This window comes from Lentzea indica, assembly GCF_012184385.1.
Classification (GTDB): domain Bacteria; phylum Actinomycetota; class Actinomycetes; order Mycobacteriales; family Pseudonocardiaceae; genus Lentzea; species Lentzea indica.
In genome coordinates, this window is sequence record NZ_VSRL01000189.1 from 1 (window position 1) to 17,380 (window position 17,380).

The 17,380-nt window shown below is 67.8% G+C and carries 19 protein-coding genes and 1 pseudogene; 8 read left to right on the top strand and 12 right to left on the bottom strand.

What is annotated here, in order from left to right; translation table 11 throughout:
* Together FXN61_RS35430 and FXN61_RS35435 are read right to left on the bottom strand one after the other, a co-directional pair.
* Positions 1 to 351, bottom strand: a 351-nt coding sequence (locus FXN61_RS35430; RefSeq protein ID WP_312878234.1) for an AfsR/SARP family transcriptional regulator, incomplete at its 3' end; no start/stop codon positions are given.
* 29 nt (positions 352 to 380) lie between these two features.
* Positions 381 to 776, bottom strand: a complete 396-nt coding sequence (locus FXN61_RS35435; protein WP_167978303.1) for a cupin domain-containing protein — start codon at positions 774 to 776, stop codon at positions 381 to 383.
* Between the two features lie 52 nt (positions 777 to 828).
* Between FXN61_RS35435 and FXN61_RS35440 the strand changes: the two genes are divergently transcribed.
* Positions 829 to 1,806, top strand: coding sequence for a GlxA family transcriptional regulator (locus tag FXN61_RS35440; RefSeq protein WP_167978304.1), 978 nt, complete (start codon positions 829 to 831; stop codon positions 1,804 to 1,806).
* Here the strand turns inward: FXN61_RS35440 and FXN61_RS53280 are convergent.
* The 6 genes from FXN61_RS53280 to FXN61_RS35470 all read right to left on the bottom strand — a co-directional run bounded on the left by FXN61_RS53280 (position 1,784) and on the right by FXN61_RS35470 (position 7,102).
* Positions 1,784 to 2,821, bottom strand: coding sequence for a GrpB family protein (locus tag FXN61_RS53280; RefSeq protein ID WP_312878236.1), 1,038 nt, complete (start codon positions 2,819 to 2,821; stop codon positions 1,784 to 1,786). The genes FXN61_RS35440 and FXN61_RS53280 overlap by 23 nt on opposite strands.
* A gap of 32 nt (positions 2,822 to 2,853) precedes the next feature.
* Positions 2,854 to 3,738 (bottom strand): non-homologous end-joining DNA ligase, encoded by an 885-nt coding sequence (gene ligD / locus FXN61_RS35455; protein ID WP_167978305.1) that lies wholly within the window; start codon positions 3,736 to 3,738, stop codon positions 2,854 to 2,856.
* Positions 3,728 to 4,450: an ATP dependent DNA ligase gene (locus FXN61_RS55845; RefSeq protein ID WP_312878237.1), complete on the bottom strand. Its 723-nt coding sequence runs from the start codon at positions 4,448 to 4,450 to the stop codon at positions 3,728 to 3,730. The genes ligD and FXN61_RS55845 overlap by 11 nt, the downstream gene beginning before the upstream one ends.
* Positions 4,399 to 5,169, bottom strand: a complete 771-nt coding sequence (locus FXN61_RS55850) for a DNA polymerase ligase N-terminal domain-containing protein (protein ID WP_312878238.1) — start codon at positions 5,167 to 5,169, stop codon at positions 4,399 to 4,401. Before FXN61_RS55850 ends, FXN61_RS55845 begins: the two co-directional genes overlap by 52 nt.
* Complete coding sequence (ku, locus tag FXN61_RS35465; protein WP_167978306.1) at positions 5,170 to 5,994, bottom strand: non-homologous end joining protein Ku; 825 nt, start codon at positions 5,992 to 5,994, stop codon at positions 5,170 to 5,172. It abuts the gene before it with no gap.
* 130 nt (positions 5,995 to 6,124) lie between these two features.
* Complete coding sequence (locus FXN61_RS35470; RefSeq protein WP_167978307.1) at positions 6,125 to 7,102, bottom strand: tyrosine-type recombinase/integrase; 978 nt, start codon at positions 7,100 to 7,102, stop codon at positions 6,125 to 6,127.
* 601 nt (positions 7,103 to 7,703) lie between these two features.
* Between FXN61_RS35470 and FXN61_RS35475 the strand changes: the two genes are divergently transcribed.
* Genes FXN61_RS35475 through FXN61_RS35485 form a run of 3 tightly spaced genes read left to right on the top strand, consistent with a single transcriptional unit; the run spans position 7,704 to position 9,848 of the window.
* Positions 7,704 to 8,198, top strand: coding sequence for a DinB family protein (locus FXN61_RS35475; protein ID WP_167978308.1), 495 nt, complete (start codon positions 7,704 to 7,706; stop codon positions 8,196 to 8,198).
* A 15-nt stretch (positions 8,199 to 8,213) separates the two neighbouring features.
* On the top strand, positions 8,214 to 9,014 hold the full coding sequence (locus FXN61_RS35480; RefSeq protein ID WP_167978309.1) for an LLM class flavin-dependent oxidoreductase: 801 nt from the start codon (positions 8,214 to 8,216) through the stop codon (positions 9,012 to 9,014).
* Positions 9,015 to 9,050: 36 nt separating this feature from the next.
* A complete protein-coding gene (locus FXN61_RS35485) occupies positions 9,051 to 9,848 on the top strand; it encodes an LLM class flavin-dependent oxidoreductase (RefSeq protein ID WP_167978310.1) in 798 nt (265 codons plus the stop codon).
* On the opposite strand, the gene FXN61_RS35490 is transcribed toward FXN61_RS35485, so the two are convergent.
* Together FXN61_RS35490 and FXN61_RS35495 are read right to left on the bottom strand one after the other, a co-directional pair.
* Complete coding sequence (locus tag FXN61_RS35490) at positions 9,837 to 10,397, bottom strand: TetR/AcrR family transcriptional regulator (protein ID WP_167978311.1); 561 nt, start codon at positions 10,395 to 10,397, stop codon at positions 9,837 to 9,839. The two genes, FXN61_RS35485 and FXN61_RS35490, sit on opposite strands and share 12 nt — an antisense overlap.
* Before the next feature lie 9 nt (positions 10,398 to 10,406).
* Positions 10,407 to 11,279 (bottom strand): SDR family NAD(P)-dependent oxidoreductase, encoded by an 873-nt coding sequence (locus FXN61_RS35495; protein WP_167978312.1) that lies wholly within the window; start codon positions 11,277 to 11,279, stop codon positions 10,407 to 10,409.
* 99 nt (positions 11,280 to 11,378) lie between these two features.
* Here FXN61_RS35495 and FXN61_RS35500 point away from each other — a divergent pair, with 99 nt between their 5' ends.
* Together FXN61_RS35500 and FXN61_RS51025 are read left to right on the top strand one after the other, a co-directional pair.
* The gene (locus tag FXN61_RS35500) at positions 11,379 to 11,930 is read left to right on the top strand and encodes a cadmium resistance transporter (protein ID WP_167978313.1); all 552 of its coding nucleotides are present in this window, start codon (positions 11,379 to 11,381) and stop codon (positions 11,928 to 11,930) included.
* Between the two features lie 29 nt (positions 11,931 to 11,959).
* A complete protein-coding gene (locus FXN61_RS51025) occupies positions 11,960 to 14,905 on the top strand; it encodes an NACHT domain-containing protein (RefSeq protein WP_223165732.1) in 2,946 nt (981 codons plus the stop codon).
* Here FXN61_RS51025 and FXN61_RS35510 read toward each other — a convergent pair.
* Complete coding sequence (locus FXN61_RS35510) at positions 14,817 to 15,083, bottom strand: hypothetical protein (protein ID WP_167978314.1); 267 nt, start codon at positions 15,081 to 15,083, stop codon at positions 14,817 to 14,819. The two genes, FXN61_RS51025 and FXN61_RS35510, sit on opposite strands and share 89 nt — an antisense overlap.
* Positions 15,084 to 15,085: 2 nt before the next feature.
* Positions 15,086 to 16,030 carry a helix-turn-helix transcriptional regulator gene (locus FXN61_RS35515; protein WP_167978315.1) on the bottom strand — a complete coding sequence of 315 codons (945 nt, stop codon included), beginning with the start codon at positions 16,028 to 16,030 and terminating at the stop codon, positions 15,086 to 15,088.
* A gap of 52 nt (positions 16,031 to 16,082) precedes the next feature.
* Between FXN61_RS35515 and FXN61_RS35520 the strand changes: the two genes are divergently transcribed.
* Complete coding sequence (locus FXN61_RS35520) at positions 16,083 to 17,168, top strand: epoxide hydrolase family protein (protein WP_246292410.1); 1,086 nt, start codon at positions 16,083 to 16,085, stop codon at positions 17,166 to 17,168.
* Between the two features lie 2 nt (positions 17,169 to 17,170).
* Positions 17,171 to 17,380, top strand: a pseudogene (locus FXN61_RS35525) (ZIP family zinc transporter); the annotation flags it as partial.

Here is a 17,380-nt window from a genome sequence, read left to right on the forward strand (position 1 = left end):
GCCACGCCACAGCCGCAGCGCCTCGGCGCCACGTCCGGCCGCGAGCAGCTCGACGCACAGCACGGAGTCCACTTCGGACGGTTCGGCGACGAGCCGGTAGCCGGCGGGGTGGTGCTCGATCACCAGCCCCGGCACGGCCTTGCGCAACCGGGAGACCTGCGACTGCAGCGCGTTCGCCGCCCCGGACGGCGGTTCGGGATACAGGCCGTCGAGCAGCCGGTCGTGGCCGACGATCCGGCCCGCGTCCAAGGCGAGCATCGCGAGCAGGGCCCGTTGCCGGGGAGCGGGAACGGCGATCACCGCCCCCGACTCGTCCCGCACCTCGACCGGCCCCAGCACCCCGAACCTCACAGCGCGTGATTCTTGCGCACCACCGGCACTCAGGAGTGCAGTTCGTGCCCTGTCGTCGCGTCCACGTGGCCGGGGACCTCGTCGTGACGATCGCCCACAGTCAGCGTCCCGGTGGGTTCGAACATCAGAATCGAGGCCACGGACGGGGCATGCGGCTTGTGGTACGTCCCTCGCGGCACCGTGAACACCGCGCCCTGGGCGAGCACGACCGTGCGCTCCCCGCCGGGCTCGCGCAGTGAGATGTGCAGTTCACCGTCGAGCACCAGGAAGAACTCGTCGGTGTGGTCGTGGACGTGCCAAACGTGCTCGCCGGCGACCTTGGCGACACGCACGTCGTAGTCGTTCACCCGCGTGACGATCCGAGGGCTCCACACGGCGTCGAAAGAGGCCAAGGCCTGACTGAGGGCAATGGGTTCGCTGTTCACGAACCTCAGCCTGCCTCTGTCGCGCGACGACCGTGAGTGCTAGGAATCGCACATGTCGCAAGAATCCTCGCACCGGGTCGTCGTGATCGTGGACGAGAACTCGAACCCCTTCGAGCTCGGCTGCGCGACCGAGATCTTCGGCCTGCACCGCCCCGAGATCGGCCGCGACCTCTACGACTTCCGTCTGTGCTCACCCGAGCCGCACACGCTCATGCGCGACGGGTTCTTCACCCTCACCGGAGTCGCCGACCTCGACGCGACCGACACCGCCGACACCCTGATCGTCCCCAACCGCCCCAACGTCGAAGCACCCCGCCGCCCCGCCGTGCTCGACGCCATCCGCCGCGCCCACACCCGCGGCACCCGCCTCGTCGGCTTCTGCAGCGGCGCCTTCACCCTCGCCGAAGCCGGCGTCCTCGACGGACGCCGCGCCACCGCGCACTGGCAGTGGGCAGAGGACTTCCGCACCCGATTCCCCGCCGTGACGCTTGAACCGGACGTGCTCTTCGTCGACAACGGCGACATCCTCACCTCCGCGGGCAGCGCCGCCGCCCTCGACCTCGGCCTGCACATCGTCCGCCGCGACCACGGCGCCGAGATCGCCAGCTCCGTGAGCCGCCGCCTCGTCTTCGCCGCCCACCGTGACGGCGGCCAACGCCAGTTCGTCGAACGGCCCGTACCCGACCTGCCCGACGAGTCCCTCGCACCCGTCCTGGCCTGGGCCCAGCAACGCCTCGACACCACCCTCACCGTGACCTCGCTGGCAACACACGCGGCAGTCAGCCCCGCGACACTGCACCGCCGCTTCCAGGCACAACTCGGCACCACACCGCTCGCGTGGCTCACCGCGGAACGGATCACCCTCGCCCGCAGGCTCATCGAACTGGGGGAGTCGCGCTTCGACGTCGTCGCCCGCCGCACCGGACTCGGCACCGCCGCCAACCTCCGCGCCCTGATGCGCCGCGAGACCGGCCTCACGCCCTCGGCCTACCGGCGCCGCTTCGGACTCAGCTCAACGCGCGCAGGATGATCCGCTCCACCACCCGCGTCTTCTCGTCCGCGTAGTCCTGGACCCGATCCCACGCCCGCGCCGCCAGCTCCCGCTTCACCGCCTCGTACTCGGCCCGCTCGTCCGCACGCTCCCGCAGCCGATCCCGGAACACCAGCATCCGATCGACCTCCTCACACGCGGGGGAGAAGACGTGCAGGTTCACCTCCGGATCCGAGTCCTTCAGCAACCGGTGCCGATACCAGCCCGGCTCCCGCAACCGCAGGTAGTAACCCGCCTCCACCAACGCGGGCACATAGGCGTCCTCGTCGTCGGAATCCGGCACCACCAGCAGGACGTCGATCAACGGCTTCGCTGCCAGCCCGGGAACCGACGTCGACCCCACGTGCTCCAGCCGCACCACGGCCGGCCCCAGCGCGCCCCGGATCCGTGCCTCCTCCCGCGCATACCAGTCAGGCCACGCGGGGTTGTAGTCCTCCAACGTGATCCGCACGTTCCCCGACGGCATCTCGGTCACGTACTCCACGTCGTCCGACGGCGCCCGCCACGCCAGGTAGGCGCGCTCGAGGATCTCCAGCACCACCTCGTTCTTCGCCGCCGCGTAGTCCTGCACCCGGTCCCAGTCCTGCGCCGCCAGCTTCCGTTTCACCCGCGCGTACAGCTCCCGGTCGTCCTCGTTGTCGCGCAACCAGTCCCGGAAGATCAGATGCCTGCGGACCTGCGCACACCCACGCGGGAACACGTGCAGATTCACGTTCGTATCAGGGCCTTTGAGGATCCGGTGGTCGTGCCAGTCGTCCTCCCGCACCGTCACCCGATACCCGGCGGCCTCCAGCGTGGGCACGTACGACGCCTCGTCACGCGGATCGTCCACCACCAGCAACAGATCGATCACCGGCTTCGCACACAGCCCCGGCACCGACGTCGCCCCCACGTGCTCCAGCTCGGCGTCCGGCAGCACGCCGAGGATCCTGGAGCGTTCCCGCTCGAAGAGACCCGGCCACGCGGGGTCGTAGTCGGCCAGCTCGATGTTCACGGCGTCCCCCTCGTAGGCAGTCGGCCAGAATATCAACTGCCGAACAGGTCACCCGCCGCATCGACCCGGTCCAGCACCTCGTCCGCCGTGAACACCAGATCCTCCGGCACCTGGCACTCCTCGACCTCGTCCCACGTGATCGGCGTCGACACCGTCGGCCGCTCACGAGCCCGCAACGAGTACGGCGCCACCGTCGTCTTCGCCGTGTTGTTCTGCGACCAGTCGATGAACACCTTCCCCGTGCGCTGCGCCTTCGCCATCGTCGCCACCACCAGCTCCGGCATGTCCTTGGCGAGCCGCCGCGCCACCTCCTTCGCGTACTCGGCGGTGTCCTTCGCCGGCGCATATGCGTACACCTGCATGCCCTTGTTGCCCGACGTCTTGGCCCACGAGTCCACACCGTCGTCGTCGAGCACCATCCGCACCTGCTCAGCGACCCGGCAGCACTCCACGACCGTCGCCGGCGCACCCGGATCCAGGTCGAACACCAGCAGATCCGGATCCCGCTTGCCCCCACGCGGACCCACCGTCCACTGCGGCACGTGCAGCTCCAACGCCGCCAGATTCGCCAGCCACACCAACGTCGCCAACTCGTCCACCATCACGTAGTTGACCGTCTCGTTGCCCCGCGAACTGCCCGGCGACTCCAGCCGCATCGTCCGCACCCAGTCCGGACGGTGCTCCGACGCGTTCTTCTCGAAGAACCACTTCCCGTCGACTCCGTTGGGATAGCGCTTCAACGTCACCGGACGATCCTTGAGATGGGGGAGCAGCACACCAGCGACCCGCGTGTAGTAGTCGATCACCTCACCCTTGGTGAACCCGAACTCCGGATACAGCACCTTGTCCAGGTTCGTCAGCTTCAGCACCCGGTCCTCGACCCGCACGGTGACATCCCTCGGAGTGTCACTGCTCAACGCGACGCACCTCCTCGGGCGACTTGTCCGGCCGCAACCCCCGCCACGCCGGAAACCGCATCCGCCCGTCCGGCGTCCACTGCCGGAACACCACCTCCGCCACCAGCTCCGGCTCGACCCACTTCGCACCCTTCGCCCGTTCCCGCGGCATGTCCGTCACGAACGGGGACGTCTTGCGCCCCAACGCCTTCAGCCGCGGCGTCAACACCGCCAGCTCCGCGTCGTTGAACCCAGTGCCCACCGAACCCGCGAACGCCAGCCCACCGTCCTGCGGGATACCCAGCAGCAACGCACCGACCACACCAGCACGCTTGCCTTCACCCATCCGCCAGCCGCCGATCACCACCTCCTGCGCCATCAGGTCCGTGATCTTGCGCCACACCGGCGACCGCATCCCCGGCTGATAGGCCGAATCCAGCCGTTTCGCGACCACACCCTCCAAACCCTGCTCCCGGCTCGCCGCCAGCACCGAGGCGCCGTCGTCGTCGTAGGACGGGGGAGTCAGCCAGTTCGGACCCCGCAGTTCGAGCTCCCTGAGCAACTCACGACGCTGCCGAAACGGCAACTGCAGCGTCGAGCTGCCGTCCAGGTGCAAGAGATCGAACAGCAGGAGGGTGATCGGGTACTGCCTCGCCGCCTTGCGCGCGGCATCGGCCTTGCTCACGTGCATCCGGTTCTGCAACGCGCTGAAACTCGGCCTGCCGTTCTGCAACGCGACGATCTCACCGTCCAGCAGAGCCTCAGTGGCACCCAGCTGCTCGCCAACGCCCTGCAGCTCGGGATAGCGACCGTGATGTCGTTACCGAGCCTGGACCACGCCTGCACACGGCCACCCTCGACCCGCAGGATCGCCCGCACACCGTCCCACTTGAACTCGTACGCCCAAAGATCATCATCGTCGTGGGGGAGGGGACCGGGCACAGCCAGCATCGGCTTGAGCTGTTCAGGCAGGGTCTTCCAGTCCGGCCGCGCCGCAGCGTGCCGGCGCTTCATCATCCAGTTCTTGTCGTCCTTGCCCGACCGGAAGAACACGAACTGACCCTGCACGCGATGACCGTGCAGCACCACGTCGACCTCGCGGTCCGACCACTTCACCGTCTCGTAGCGACCGCGGTCCCAGATGAACATCGAACCGCCGCCGTACTCACCCTTCGGAATCTCCCCGGAGAACTCCGCGTACTCCAGCGGATGATCCTCGGTGTGCACCGCCAGCCGCACGACATCAGTCGTCGGCGGAAGCCCCTTCGGCACCGCCCACGACACCAGCACACCATCACGTTCCAGCCGCACGTCCCAATGCAAGCTGCTCGCGTGATGCTCCTGAATTACAAACGTGTCATTGCCACCGTGCGGAAGCTCATCAGCATTCGGCACGGGCTCCGGCGTCTTCGCCGGATCCCGCTTGCGCCGGTACTCGTCGAGCCCGGCCATCTACGCCGACGAGGCCTTCTTCTTCGGCGGAGCCTTCTTCGACGCGCTCTTCCGACCGGCCTTCGCCTTCTCCACACTGCGCTCCAGAGCCGTCATCAGATCGATGACATCGCCCTTCTCCTCGGCCTCCGGCTGCTCGGGCAACTCAGCACCCTCCGCCTTCGCCGCGATGACCTTCTCCAGCGCATCCCGGTAGTCGTCGGTGAACGTGTCCGGATCGAAGTCCCCAGCCATCGACTCCACCAGCGACGTCGCCATCTTCAACTCCTGCGGCCGCACCTCGACGTTCTGGTCCAGGAAGTCGAACTCCGCCTTGCGAATCTCGCCCGGCCACAACATCGTGTGCATCACCAGCACGTCATCGCGCGCCCGGATCGTCGCCAGCGTCTCCTTCTGCCGGATCGTGATCTTCACGACCGCCAGCTGCCCCGTCTTCACCAACGCATCCCTGAGCAACACGTACGGCCGCGCCGCGGCCTTGTCCGGCTCCAGGTAGTAAGTCTTCTGGAAGTAGATCGGATCGATCTCCTCCGCGGGCACGAACTCCAGGACGTCGATCGACTTGTCGGTCTTCACCGGCAGCTTCTCGAAGTCCTCGTTCTCCATGATCACCATCCGGCCGTCGTCCAGCTCATAGCCCTTGGTGATGTCCGAATACTCCACCTCGTTGCCGCACACCGAGCAGACACGCTTGTACTTGATGCGCCCGCCGTCCTCCCGGTGCACCTGGTTGAAACGGAAGTCGTGCTCCTCGACAGCCGTGTAGAGGCGCACGGCGATCGTCACCAACCCGAAGGAGATGGCCCCACGCCACACGGATCTCATTCTCATTGGGTACCCCTGAAATGCGGTTTTCGCACTATCAGGTCACCCACTTGGCCTAACGATCCGGCAACTGAGCGACCCCTGGCTCGTGGTCTTTTAGCCGAGAGTGCCCTATCGCAGTGGAGCCCGGCTAGATGTCCTTCAGCGCCCGATACGTCCGATTGCTCGCCACCGCGGCCCTGCGCTCCCGCGCGGTCGCCTCGATGTAGTTCTGACTCGTCGCCAAACTCGCATGACCGAGCAACGCCATGATCTCGCTCGCCGACGCCCCGTCCTCAGCGAGCCTGGTGGCGAACGTGTGCCTCAACGCGTGCAGATTCGCACCCGTAGGCACCCTGTCGTTCAGGCCAGCCCACCTGAAGCACGACTTCACCAGGTACTCCAGGCCGCCCCGCCCGATCGGCTCACCATGACGGTCTCTGAGCAGCGCACTGTCGCGGTCGAAGCGGCCCTGCGGGAAACGCTGCTTGCAGCTCAGGAGGTAGGCGTCGACGATGCGTTCCATCGGCGGCTCGATCGGGACACTCCTGTCGCGGTTGCCCTTGCCCTTCACGTGCAACCGGCGATCACCTTCCCGTCCGACGATGCTCGCCAACGTGAGCGTCCGCATCTCAGCGCTGCGCAGTCCCGCGACCAGGCCCAGCGCGATGACCAGCACGTCCCGTTCCGGCCACGGGTCCCGGCCCTGCCGAGCACCCTCCGCGGCCGCCGTGAGCAGCTGTTCCGGCGTGTCCTCGCCACGCAGCGGTTTGGGGACGAGCGGAGGGGTCTTGGGGCGAGCGATCGCGCCCATCGGGTTGCCGGCGATGAGATCCTCGGCCACGCAGAACGTCAGGAACTGGTTCCACGTCGACCAGGCCCGCAGCACGGAGCTCTTGGCGTGGGTGTCCGCGAACAGCCCGAACGCCTTCCGCAGGTTCGAGCCGGTGAGGTCTCCGATGGTGAGGTCCTCGACGGGGGAGAGGAGCGTCTCGGCCAGGAGTGTGTTCACGCCGGCGAGATCGCGGTGGTAGGCCGCCGTTGTGTGCGGTGAGTCCTTGCGGGTCCGGCGGGCGAGGAAGAAGGCGTCCTGGGCGGCGAGCACGTGCATATGGATCTTGTACCGCACAGCACCGACAATCCCCGTGTTCCGTGCTGGATAATGGCGATTATGCATGAAATGTCCGTTTCGCCGGGTTTTGAGCGGCGCTGGACCAGGTGGCGTCACTTATCGGGGATCGTGAGCGTAATGACGCCCCGGTGCGTACGTCTCACTGACGACACGTCGGTGTCGACCGCGCTCCGACATCGCCGAGGTTCAGATGTTGTGCGTCTGCAAGTGCAGCCAGCCTGCCCGCTGGCCGGCGCTTGCAGACGCCTCAACACGGCCGTTTCAGCCCCTTCTGATGACGATCTTCACAGGTCGCCGTTTCGCCGATAATCTACATTATGTCAAGTAACGTGGATCTGACCTTCTCCGGAGGGCTCTCCTGCCGTGCCTGGACTGGGCCGGTTCCTGGCGTGCGTGCCGTGGTTCGTGTGCAGCCGTGTGCTGACGTCGTTGTCGGCGAGGGCTCGTCTTGGGGCACGCGGGCCGCTGCCGGAGTTCCTCGGCTTGTCCGCTCGGCTGTGACACCCGCGACCGTCGCTCCAAAGCTGCCGGTTCCGGGTCGAGGAGATGCGGCATTACGTCACCGTGGCGATAGAGGCTCGTGGCAGGCTCCGCCTTCATGATCGATGAGTTCGCCAAGGAGTACCTGCACAGCGACCTGCGTGAGTTGCGCCAGGCGGTCGTGTGGAAGCTCGATGGTCTTGCCGAGCCGGACGTGCGCCGGCCGTTGACTGACAGCGGCACGAATCTGCTGGGCCTGGTGAAGCATCTGGCGTTGTGGGAGTCGCGGTACTTCGGCGAGGTGTTCGGCCGGCCGTTTCCTGAGCCGTTGCCGCGGTGGGACGACCTCGCGGCACGTGGCACGGACATGTGGGCGACCGAGCAGGAGACGCGTGAGGACGTCGTCGATCGCTATCGGCGTGTGTGGGCGCACTCGGATGCGACGATCTCCGCGCTCGCGGTCGACTCCTCTGGTCATGTGCCGTGGTGGCCGCGTCCTGACGTGATGCTCTTCAACGTCCTGGTGCACGTGCTGACCGAGACGGCCCGGCACGCCGGTCACGCGGACATCCTGCGGGAGCAGATCGACGGTGCGACAGGTGTCGGGCCGTGAGGCAGACTCCCCCGCATGCGTTTTGCGATCTACGTGCCCTGTTACGGCGACACTTACAGCGATCCCGAGGTGTTGTGTTCGCTGGCTGTTGAGGCGGAGGCGGCCGGGTGGGACGGCTTCTTCATGTGGGATCACGTGGTCGCGCAGCCGCTTGTCGCTGATCCGTGGGTGACTCTGGGTGCGGTGGCGGCGCGGACGTCGTCGATCACGCTTGGTCCGATGATCACGCCTGTCCCCCGGCGTCGTCCGTGGAAGCTCGCTCTTGAGGCGTCGACGTTGCAGCGGTTGTCGGGTGGCCGGTTGGTGCTCGGTGTGGGTATGGGTGTGCCTCGGGATTACACGTCGTTCGGTGAGGCGTCGGATGCGCGGTCGCGGGCGGCGCGGATGACCGAGGGCGTTGAGTTGGTGCAGAAGTTGTTGTCGGGCAAGCCTGTTGAGCATCACGGCGATGCGTTCGACGTGTCCGGGGTGCAGTTCGCGCCGGTGGAGGTGCCGGTGTGGACGTCGGGGATCTGGCCGCGGAAGGTGCCGTTTCTGGCGGCGTCGCACGCGTCGGGGTTGTTCCCGATCATTCAGGACGGGTCGGGCGGGTTCGCGGTGGCGTCTGCTGAGCAGGCGGCGCGGATGAAGGCTGATTTCGTCGCTGCCGGTGGGCCTGCTGATGGTGAGCTGGCGATCTGGGGTGGTGGGGCGCGGCCGTCGGCGGCGGAGGTGTCGGAGTACGCGGACGCTGGGGCGACGTGGTTGTTGCTGGACGGGTGGAAGGCGTCGCTCGAGGAGCTGCGTTCGTACATTTCCGCTGGTCCGCCGCGTTAGGACGATCTTGTCGGGGGTGCTTGCCACACTCGGGGCATGCGTTATGCGATCTATGTTCCGTGCTTCGGTTCATCGCTCGGTGATCCGTCGGTGCTGGTGTCGCTCGCCGTTGCCGCGGAGGAGGCGGGGTGGGACGGGTTCTTCCTGTGGGATCACGTGGTGGTTCCAGGTGAACCCGTCGTGGCCGATCCCTGGGTGACGTTGGGTGCGGTGGCGGCCCGGACGTCGTCGTTGCGGTTGGGGCCGTTGGTGACGTCGTTGGGGCGTCGGCGTCCGTGGAAGGTGGCGCAGGAGGCGTCGACGTTGCAGCGGCTTTCGGGTGGCCGGTTGGTGCTCGGTGTGGGTGCGGGTGTGCCGCAGGACTACTCCCCCTTCGGTGAACGTGTCTCGCGGGCCGAGGCGATGTCCGAGGGTGTGGAGTTGGTGCGCGCGTTGTTGTCGGGCGAGGTGGTGGATCACCGCGGTGCGGTGTTCCAGGCGTCGGGTGTTCAGTTCGCGCCGGTGGAGGTGCCGATCTGGGTGGGAGGGATCTGGCCTCGCGCGACGCCTTTCCGTGCGGCGGCGCACGCGGCGGGTGTCGTCCCGGCGACGTTCGAGGATGGCGAGTTGGTCGTGCTCTCCCCCGGTGACGCGGCCCGGTTGAAGGCGGACTTCGTGGCGTCGGGCGGGCCGGCTGACGGTGACGTGGTGATCTGGGGTGGTGGCGTGTTGCCGGAGGAGGTGGAGGAGTACGAGGAGGCCGGCGTGACGTGGATGACGACCGACGGTGGTGCGCGTGATCTGGACGAGTTGCGGTCGTTCGTGGCGGCTGGTCCCCCGCGGTCAGGCGCTTAGGCCTCGGAGCAGGGTGTCGACGTAGCGGCGTGCGGTGGGGAGCCGGTCGGCCGGGCTGTCGCTGTGGACGTAGGTGGCGTAGGCGACTCCGCACATGAGTGGGATGAGGTCGCCGTCGGCCAGGTCGGGGCGGACTGCTCCGGCCGTGCGGGCGCGGGTGAGCAGTTCGGTGCCGGTTGCCATGAGCTGTTGTTTGAGTTCGGTGGTGCGCGGCAGGACGTCTTCGGCGGTGGCGGAGACTTTGGCCAGTGACGGGTCGCTGACCTGGGCTTCGACGAGCCGGGTGAGGAAGCTGGAGAAGGCTCTCCAAGCGTCGTCGTCCTTGAGTGCTTGGTCGCCGTGGTCGGCGAGTGCTTCGAGGCAGGGCGTGGCGACGGTTTCGAGCAGCGCTTCGGTGGTCGGGAAGTGCCGGTAGACCGTGCCGACGCCCAGTCCCGCGCGGCGTGCGACGTCGTTGAGCTGCAGCGGGGTGCCTTCGTCGACGAGTTCTCTGGCGACGGTGACGATGCGGTCCCAGTTGCGGGCTGCGTCCTTTCTCAGCGGCGTCATGCGACCAGCTTAATTGGATATGCCATCCGGAACGCGGACGAGTGGTGCGTGCCGCTGGCTGAGCTTGCGTACGGCTGCGATGTTCTTCGGGTCTGTCGCTGCACGAATCGGTGTCACGGGTGTGGCCTGTGGGCCGATCACCGTGCCGGATCTGAGCGTGTCGTCGGTGGCGGCCGTGATCGAGGGGCGCGCCGCGACGGACGCGGGTCCCGAGGTTGACCGTTCGAGCTTGCGCCGCACCAGCGGCCAGAGCAGCCGCAGTCCTGGCGAGACGATCTTGGGCTTGCGCATGGTGCCGTCGGTCATGTCGGTCGCCGCGCCGCCGGGGTCGGCCGCGAACACCGACACGCCACTGCCTTCGAGTCGCCGGGCGAGGTCGAGCGTGTAGGCGAGGTTCGCGAGCTTGGCGCGCGCGTACCAGTGGAAGCCGTAGTACCCGCCGGGTGGCTCGACCTGGTCGAACACCTTCTTGGCCAGGACGACGGAGCCCGACGTCACGTTCACGATCCGGCCCGACAGCACGGGTAGCAGCAGCTCGGTCAGCAGGTAGGGCGAGAGGTGGTTGACCACGAACGACGCCTCGACGCCGCCGAGTTCCGTGTGGTCCTCGAACATCGCGCCGACGTTGTTGACCAGTACGTCCAGCTCTCCTTCCGCGGTGATCCGCTCGGCCAGGCCGCGCACTTCGTCGAGCGAGGCGAGGTCGGCCTGCGTGAACCGTGCGGGCTCCCCTCCCCCTGCGTTGATCCTCTCGACGGCCCGCGCCCCGCGTTCGGCGTTGCGCCCGACGACGGTGACCGCGTATCCGGCTTTGGCGAGTCCCAGGGCTGTCTCCAGCCCGATGCCTCCGGTTCCGGCGGTGACGACTGCTCTGCGTGCCATGACACTCTCCAATGCGGATAGCTCATCCACTTGCTGAGGTTGACGCTAGCACAGATGCGGATTGGCTATCCGGTTCATGGGGTGTACGAGAATGCGGCCGTGGATCTTGGGGTGATCGGGCAGGCAGCGGGCATGTTCGCGGTGACGAACGTCGACGACCTGGTGCTTCTGGCGCTGTTCTTCGCGCGGGCTCGCTCGGTGTGGCAGGTGGTCGCAGGCCAGTACCTGGGCTTCGCGGGCATCCTCGCGGTCGCGGTGGTCGGCGCGCTCGGCGCGTCGCTGCTCCCCGAACAGTTCCGTCCGTGGCTGGGGCTCATTCCCCTGGCGCTCGGCCTCAAGGCCGCCTGGTCGCTGTGGCGCGGCTCCGACGACTCCGACGAACCGGAGGCCGCTCCCGGCGTCCTCGCCGTCGCCGGTGTGACGCTCGCGAACGGCGGCGACAACATCGGCGTCTATGTACCGGTCTTCACCGTCGCGGACTCGCTGTGGGTCTACGTCGTGGTGTTCCTGATCCTGGTGGGCGTCTGGTGCCTGGCAGGCTGGTTCCTGGCATCGCGTCAGGTCGTGGCGCGGGCACTGGCCAAGTGGGGCCACATCGCCCTGCCGGTGGTGCTGGTCGCGATTGGTCTTTTGGTGTTGTTCTCGGGCTGAGGACGTCTGCGGTCAGGTAGACACTTCGGGTGCGAAAGACCTACAGCTACAACGAGGCCGTGAAGATCCTCGGCGGCCGCGACCACCCGATCGTCGCCGCCATGGACAAGCTGCTGGGCGGGGCGCTGCTGGCGGGCTCGTTGGGACTGTGGCAGGTGCTGGACCTCTTCGACGCCAAGCCGGACTTCATCCGTCTCAGCAACGAGCTGATCTCCAAGGTCTCCGCCAAGCGCCGTGGCGTCAGTCGGTACACCCGCACGCAGCAGCTGCACGCCGCACACGCGGTGCTGGTGATGACGGCGTTCTTCGAGGCGTTCGAGGAACAGCAGATCAGGCTGAAGGCCACGGCGAAAAATCGCGGGCTCGTCGTGCAGTACAACCCGTGGGAGCTGAATCTTCCGCTCCCGTCGGTGGGCCGCCCGTACGAGGAGAACCTGGCGGCTCTGCGGCCTCTGTACGAACGTCTTGGCGTCAGCCTTCTCGATGTCGTGACGAGTTCGGCCTCCTGGGACGACCTCAACGAGACCGAACGCGACCGTGTGCGGGAGGCCGTCCTGCGCCGCGCTCCGGTGCGCGCGGTGGAGCGGTATCAGGAGTTGCTCGGCCAGCTCGCCGCCGAGTATCCCGAGGTCAGGTTCTGGTGTGCGGTCGAGGACGGACGGTCGGTACGCAGGGCGTTGGGGCGGCTGGAGGAGGTGCTGCGCGACACCACGACCGACCTGACCCCCGACGTGCGGCTGACCGAGCTGGCCGGCGCCTACCGGGGTGCGTTGCGGCGGCCGCTGGCGAAGTCGACCGAGGTGCCGGAGGGCGTGCGGATCCCGAGCCTGGCTGACGCCTACATCGACCCGCGGTTCCAGGTGGTGATCAGCACGGAGCGGACCGGGGCGCCGTCACTGCTCGCGTGGTGGGACGACGTGCCTGTCCGTGACGATCTCTACGCCTACCTGGTGGGCTATCTGACGTCGCCTGAGGCGTTGTCCGCTCCCCTGCTGGTGCTGGGTGATCCCGGTTCGGGCAAGTCGGTGCTGACCGAGATGCTGGCGGCGCGGCTGCCCGCGTCGGACTTCGCCGTGGTGCGGGTGGAGCTGCGCTGCACGCCCGCGGACGCGGGCTTGGAGCATCAGATCGAGTGCGGCCTGCGCACGTTGCTGCACGAACCGGTGAGCTGGGCGGAGTTCTCCCGCACGACCGGTGGCGCGCTGCCGTTGGTGGTGCTGGACGGGTTCGACGAGCTGCTGCAGGCCACGGGTGTGACTCAGACGCGCTATCTGACGATCATCGCGGAGTTCCAGCAGAAGCTCGAGGACATGGGCCGGCCGGCGTTGTTCGTGGTGACGAGCCGGTTGAGCGTCTGCGCGGGCTTGGAGTTGCCGCAGGGCACGCAGGTGGTGCGGCTGATGCCGTTCTCCGACGACCAGGTGCGGGCGTGGCTGGAGGTGTGGAACGCGGTCAACCCTCCCCTGCCCGCCGAGACCGTGCTGCAGTACCCCGATCTCGCTTCGCAGCCGTTGCTGCTGCTGATGCTGGCGTTGTACGACGCGATCGACAGCTCGTTCCAGCGTGATCACCTCAGCATGAGCCGGGGCCAGTTGTACGGGCGGCTGCTGGACCGGTTCGCACGGCGTGAGGTGACCAAGAGCGGCGCCGATCGGTCGGAGGTTGATCTCAGCGGGGATGTCGAGTTCGAGCTGGATCGGTTGTCGGTGGTGGCGCTCGCGATGTTCACCCGAGGCGTGCAATGGATCGCCGAGCACGAGGTGACCGCGGACCTGGCTCAGCTGCTCGATGTCGGCTCTCCGGATCGGCTGGTGGGTACTCGCACGCCGCTGTCTGCGGGTGAGACGGTGCTGGGGCGGTTCTTCTTCGTGCAGAAGACGGAGGCGGTGCGCGAGGACAAGACCAAGCTGCGGACGTACGAGTTCCTGCACGCCACGTTCGGCGAGTATCTGGTGGCGAGGTTCGTCTGGGACCGGCTGACCGAGCTGCGCAGGGAGGACGAGGCGCGCTCCCGGAGGAAGTCCACAGTGGACGACACCGACCTGTACTCGGTGCTGTCGTACATGGCGCTGACGACGAGCAATCCGGTGCTGGACTTCCTGCGGGAGTTCGCCGACAAGTCCGACCGGGCCGGGTTGTTCGACCTGGTGTCGCGTTTGTTCTCCGCGCGGGACGAGACCCGTGGTTCGCGCGGCGGTTATGCGCCGGTGGCGTTGCCGGACTCGGTGCGGGACGCGACGTACTCGGTGAACCTGGTCGTGCTGGCGTTGGTGCTGAAGGAAACGCTCTACGGCGACGAGCTGGGGTTGAGCCTGGACGACTGGCGGCGGCTGACGCTGTTCTGGAAGTCGCGGCTCTCGTCCAGCGAGTGGGTGAGCGTGGTGGGGTGGTTCTGGGTGGATCGCGACGCTGATCGGGGCTTCGCGGTGAGCCTGATCATCCGGGACAACGAGGGGCACGCGGATTGGCTGCTGATGTCGGAGCCGTACGTGACGTTGGACGAGGTCAGCGTGACCTTGCGAGACGCTGTGACGCCGCTGGCGTCCGAGCACGGCATCGAAGTCACGGCGGCGCTGATCGGGTTGATGGCCACACCGGTCGAGAAGTGCCTGCCGGTGTTGCAGCGTTTGCTCGACGTCGCCGACCCCGACGTCGTGTGGAGGCAGGTGTGCGACCGGCTCGGGCGCGGTGGCGATGACGTGGCCATTCTGGAATTGGCGCGCGGACTTGAAACCCACGCCGGCTGCGACGAGATCTTCGTGGACGCGTGGCTGCGGCTGCACGAACGAGGCTTTCGGTTCGAGCAGGTGCCGGGTTTGACGACTATCCCTGATGTGCTGGATTCACCAGCGGCAGAGCACGCAACGGCCAGGAGCCCGGACATCCTCAAGCGGGCCAGAGCGGCTGCTGCCGAGTTGGGTCTTGTATGGCCTGAGTCAGAGCCGCGGCCAATCCCCCGAGATCCTGCTCGCTGAGGTCGCGCTCCCCCACCCGTCGCAGGATCTCCGCGCGCGAGCACACCACGAGGGCGCCGGTGTAGCCGCCGAGCCGAGCGGCCGCCACGATCTCGGTCTCCCCGTTGTGCACGACCATGATCGGGTCTGGGGTGTCGGTGTAGAGCAGGTGCTCGATGTCCCGTCCGGTGATGGCCATGGTCAGTCTTGTACGGCGCGGGCGTAGCGGGCCGCAAGAGAGCGAACGTGTGCCACGAGCTCGGGTGGTGAGGTGACCTCGAAGTCGAAGCCGAGCATGCCGATCCACACGGCCAGTGTTTCCACGGAGTCCGCGCCCGTGACGAGCACGCACGAGGTGGCGTCGACGGCTTCGACGGTGCCGACGGCGGCGTTGATGCGCGAGGCGACGGCTTCGGCGGGGGCGTGGACCAGGACGCGGGCCTGGAAGCGCCATGCGGCCGCGGCCACCCTGGACGCGACGTAGGTGGTGGCGTCGAACTCGCGTGGGGTGAAGCGGGGGCCGAACGGGGGGTGGGGCGCGCCGATGCGGTCCACGCGGAAGCTGCGCCAGTCCTGCTTGTCGGCGTCCCAGGCGACGAGGTACCAGCGGCGGCCCCAGTTGACCAGGCGGTGGGGTTCGACGCGGCGGCGTGTCGGGGTGCCGTCGTGGGAGTTGTAGTCGAAGCGGATGGTGTCGCTGTCGCGGCAGACGGCGGCCAGGGTCGACAGCAGGTCGGGGTCGACGGCTGGGGCCGGGGTGTCGCGGGGCACCTGCTCGACGTGTTCCAGGGCGGAGACGCGGTGGCGCAGCCGGGAGGGCAGGACCTGTTCGAGTTTGAGCAGGGCCCGCAGGGAGACGTCCTCCAGGCCCGTCACGGGGCTGGTGCGCAGGGCCACGACGACGGCGACGGCTTCGTTGTCGTCGAGCAGCAGCGGGGGTAGTTCGGCGCCGGCGCCGAGGCGGTAGCCGCCGAAGCTGCCGGTGGTGGCGTTGACGGGATAGCCGAGCTCGCGCAGGCGGTCGACGTCGCGGCGGACGGTGCGGGGGCTGATCTGGAGTTCGTCGGCCAGTTCCGAGCCTTGCCAGTCGCGGCGGGACTGCAGCAGCGCGAGCAGGCGCAGCAGGCGTGCCGAGGTTTCCAACATGGCCGCTACTTTAGGACAGGAGCTGGCCGCAATGCGCAATAGCCTCGGGGTTATGACGGAGATCAGGGAATTCCACATCGCAATCGACGAGGCCGACGTCGACGAGCTGCGGTTCCGTTTGGCGCGGACGCGGTGGACGGACCAGGTGCCGGGGGCCGGCGCGCGTTACGGCGACGACGTCGCGGACGTCCAGGAGATGGCACGGTACTGGGCCGAGGACTTCGACTGGCGGGCGGTCGAGGCCAGGCTCAACGGGTTTCCGCAGTTCGTCACCGAGATCGACGGCGCGAACGTGCACTTCGTGCACGTGAAGAGCTCCAACGCCGATGCGCTGCCGCTGATGCTGATCCACGGGTGGCCGGGTTCGATCATGGAGTTCGTGGACGTGATCGAGCAGCTGCGTGAGAACTTCCACCTGGTGATCCCCTCGATCCCCGGCTTCGGGTTCTCCGGGCCGACGACCGAGGTCGGCTGGCACTCCGGACGCATCGCCAGGGCGTTCGCGGAGCTGATGGCGCGGCTGGGCTACCAGCGGTACGGGGTGCACGGCAACGACGCCGGATCGATCATCGCCCCGGAGGTCGGGCGGGCAGACACGGCCCATGTCGCGGGTGTGCACGTGACGCAGATCTTCTCGTTCCCGTCGGGTGATCCGGCCGAGATGGAGGGCCTGACCGAGGACGACTTCCGGCGGCTCGGGGTGCTGCAGAACTTCTGGGAGTCGATGTCGGGTTACGCGAAGCTGCAGCAGGCGCGGCCGCAGAACGTCGCGTTCGCGCTCGCGGACTCCCCCGTCGGGCAGCTGGCGTGGACGATGCAGCTGATGGGCGAACCGGCCGTCACCAGGGACTTCCTGCTGGCCAACGTGTCGATCTACTGGTTCACCGCCACCGCGGGCTCCTCGGCGCGCCTGTACTACGAGGACGCGCACCGTGAGGACGTCCCGAGCGAGCCGACGACGTTCCCGATGGGTGTCGCGATCTTCCGCGACGACTTCCAGACCATCCGCCGCTTCGCCGAGCGCGACCACCACAACCTGGTGCATTGGTCGGAGTTCGACCGCGGCGGCCACTACTCCGGCCACGACTCGCCGCGGCAGCTGGCGGGCGATCTGAAGGTGTTCTTCGCCAAGATGTGAGCGTGCCGCAATGGGTGGAAGCGGGTCTGTGGGGACTGGTGGGCGGCGGTGCGCTCGTGGTGGGCGCGCTCGTCGCCTGGTTCCTGCGCGTGCCGCGTGACGTGGTCGCCGTCGTGATGGCGTTCGGCGCGGGTGTGCTGACCGCGGCGGCGGCGTTCGAGCTGATGGACGAGGCGGAGAAGACCGGCGGCCTGCTCGCCACCTCCGCGGGG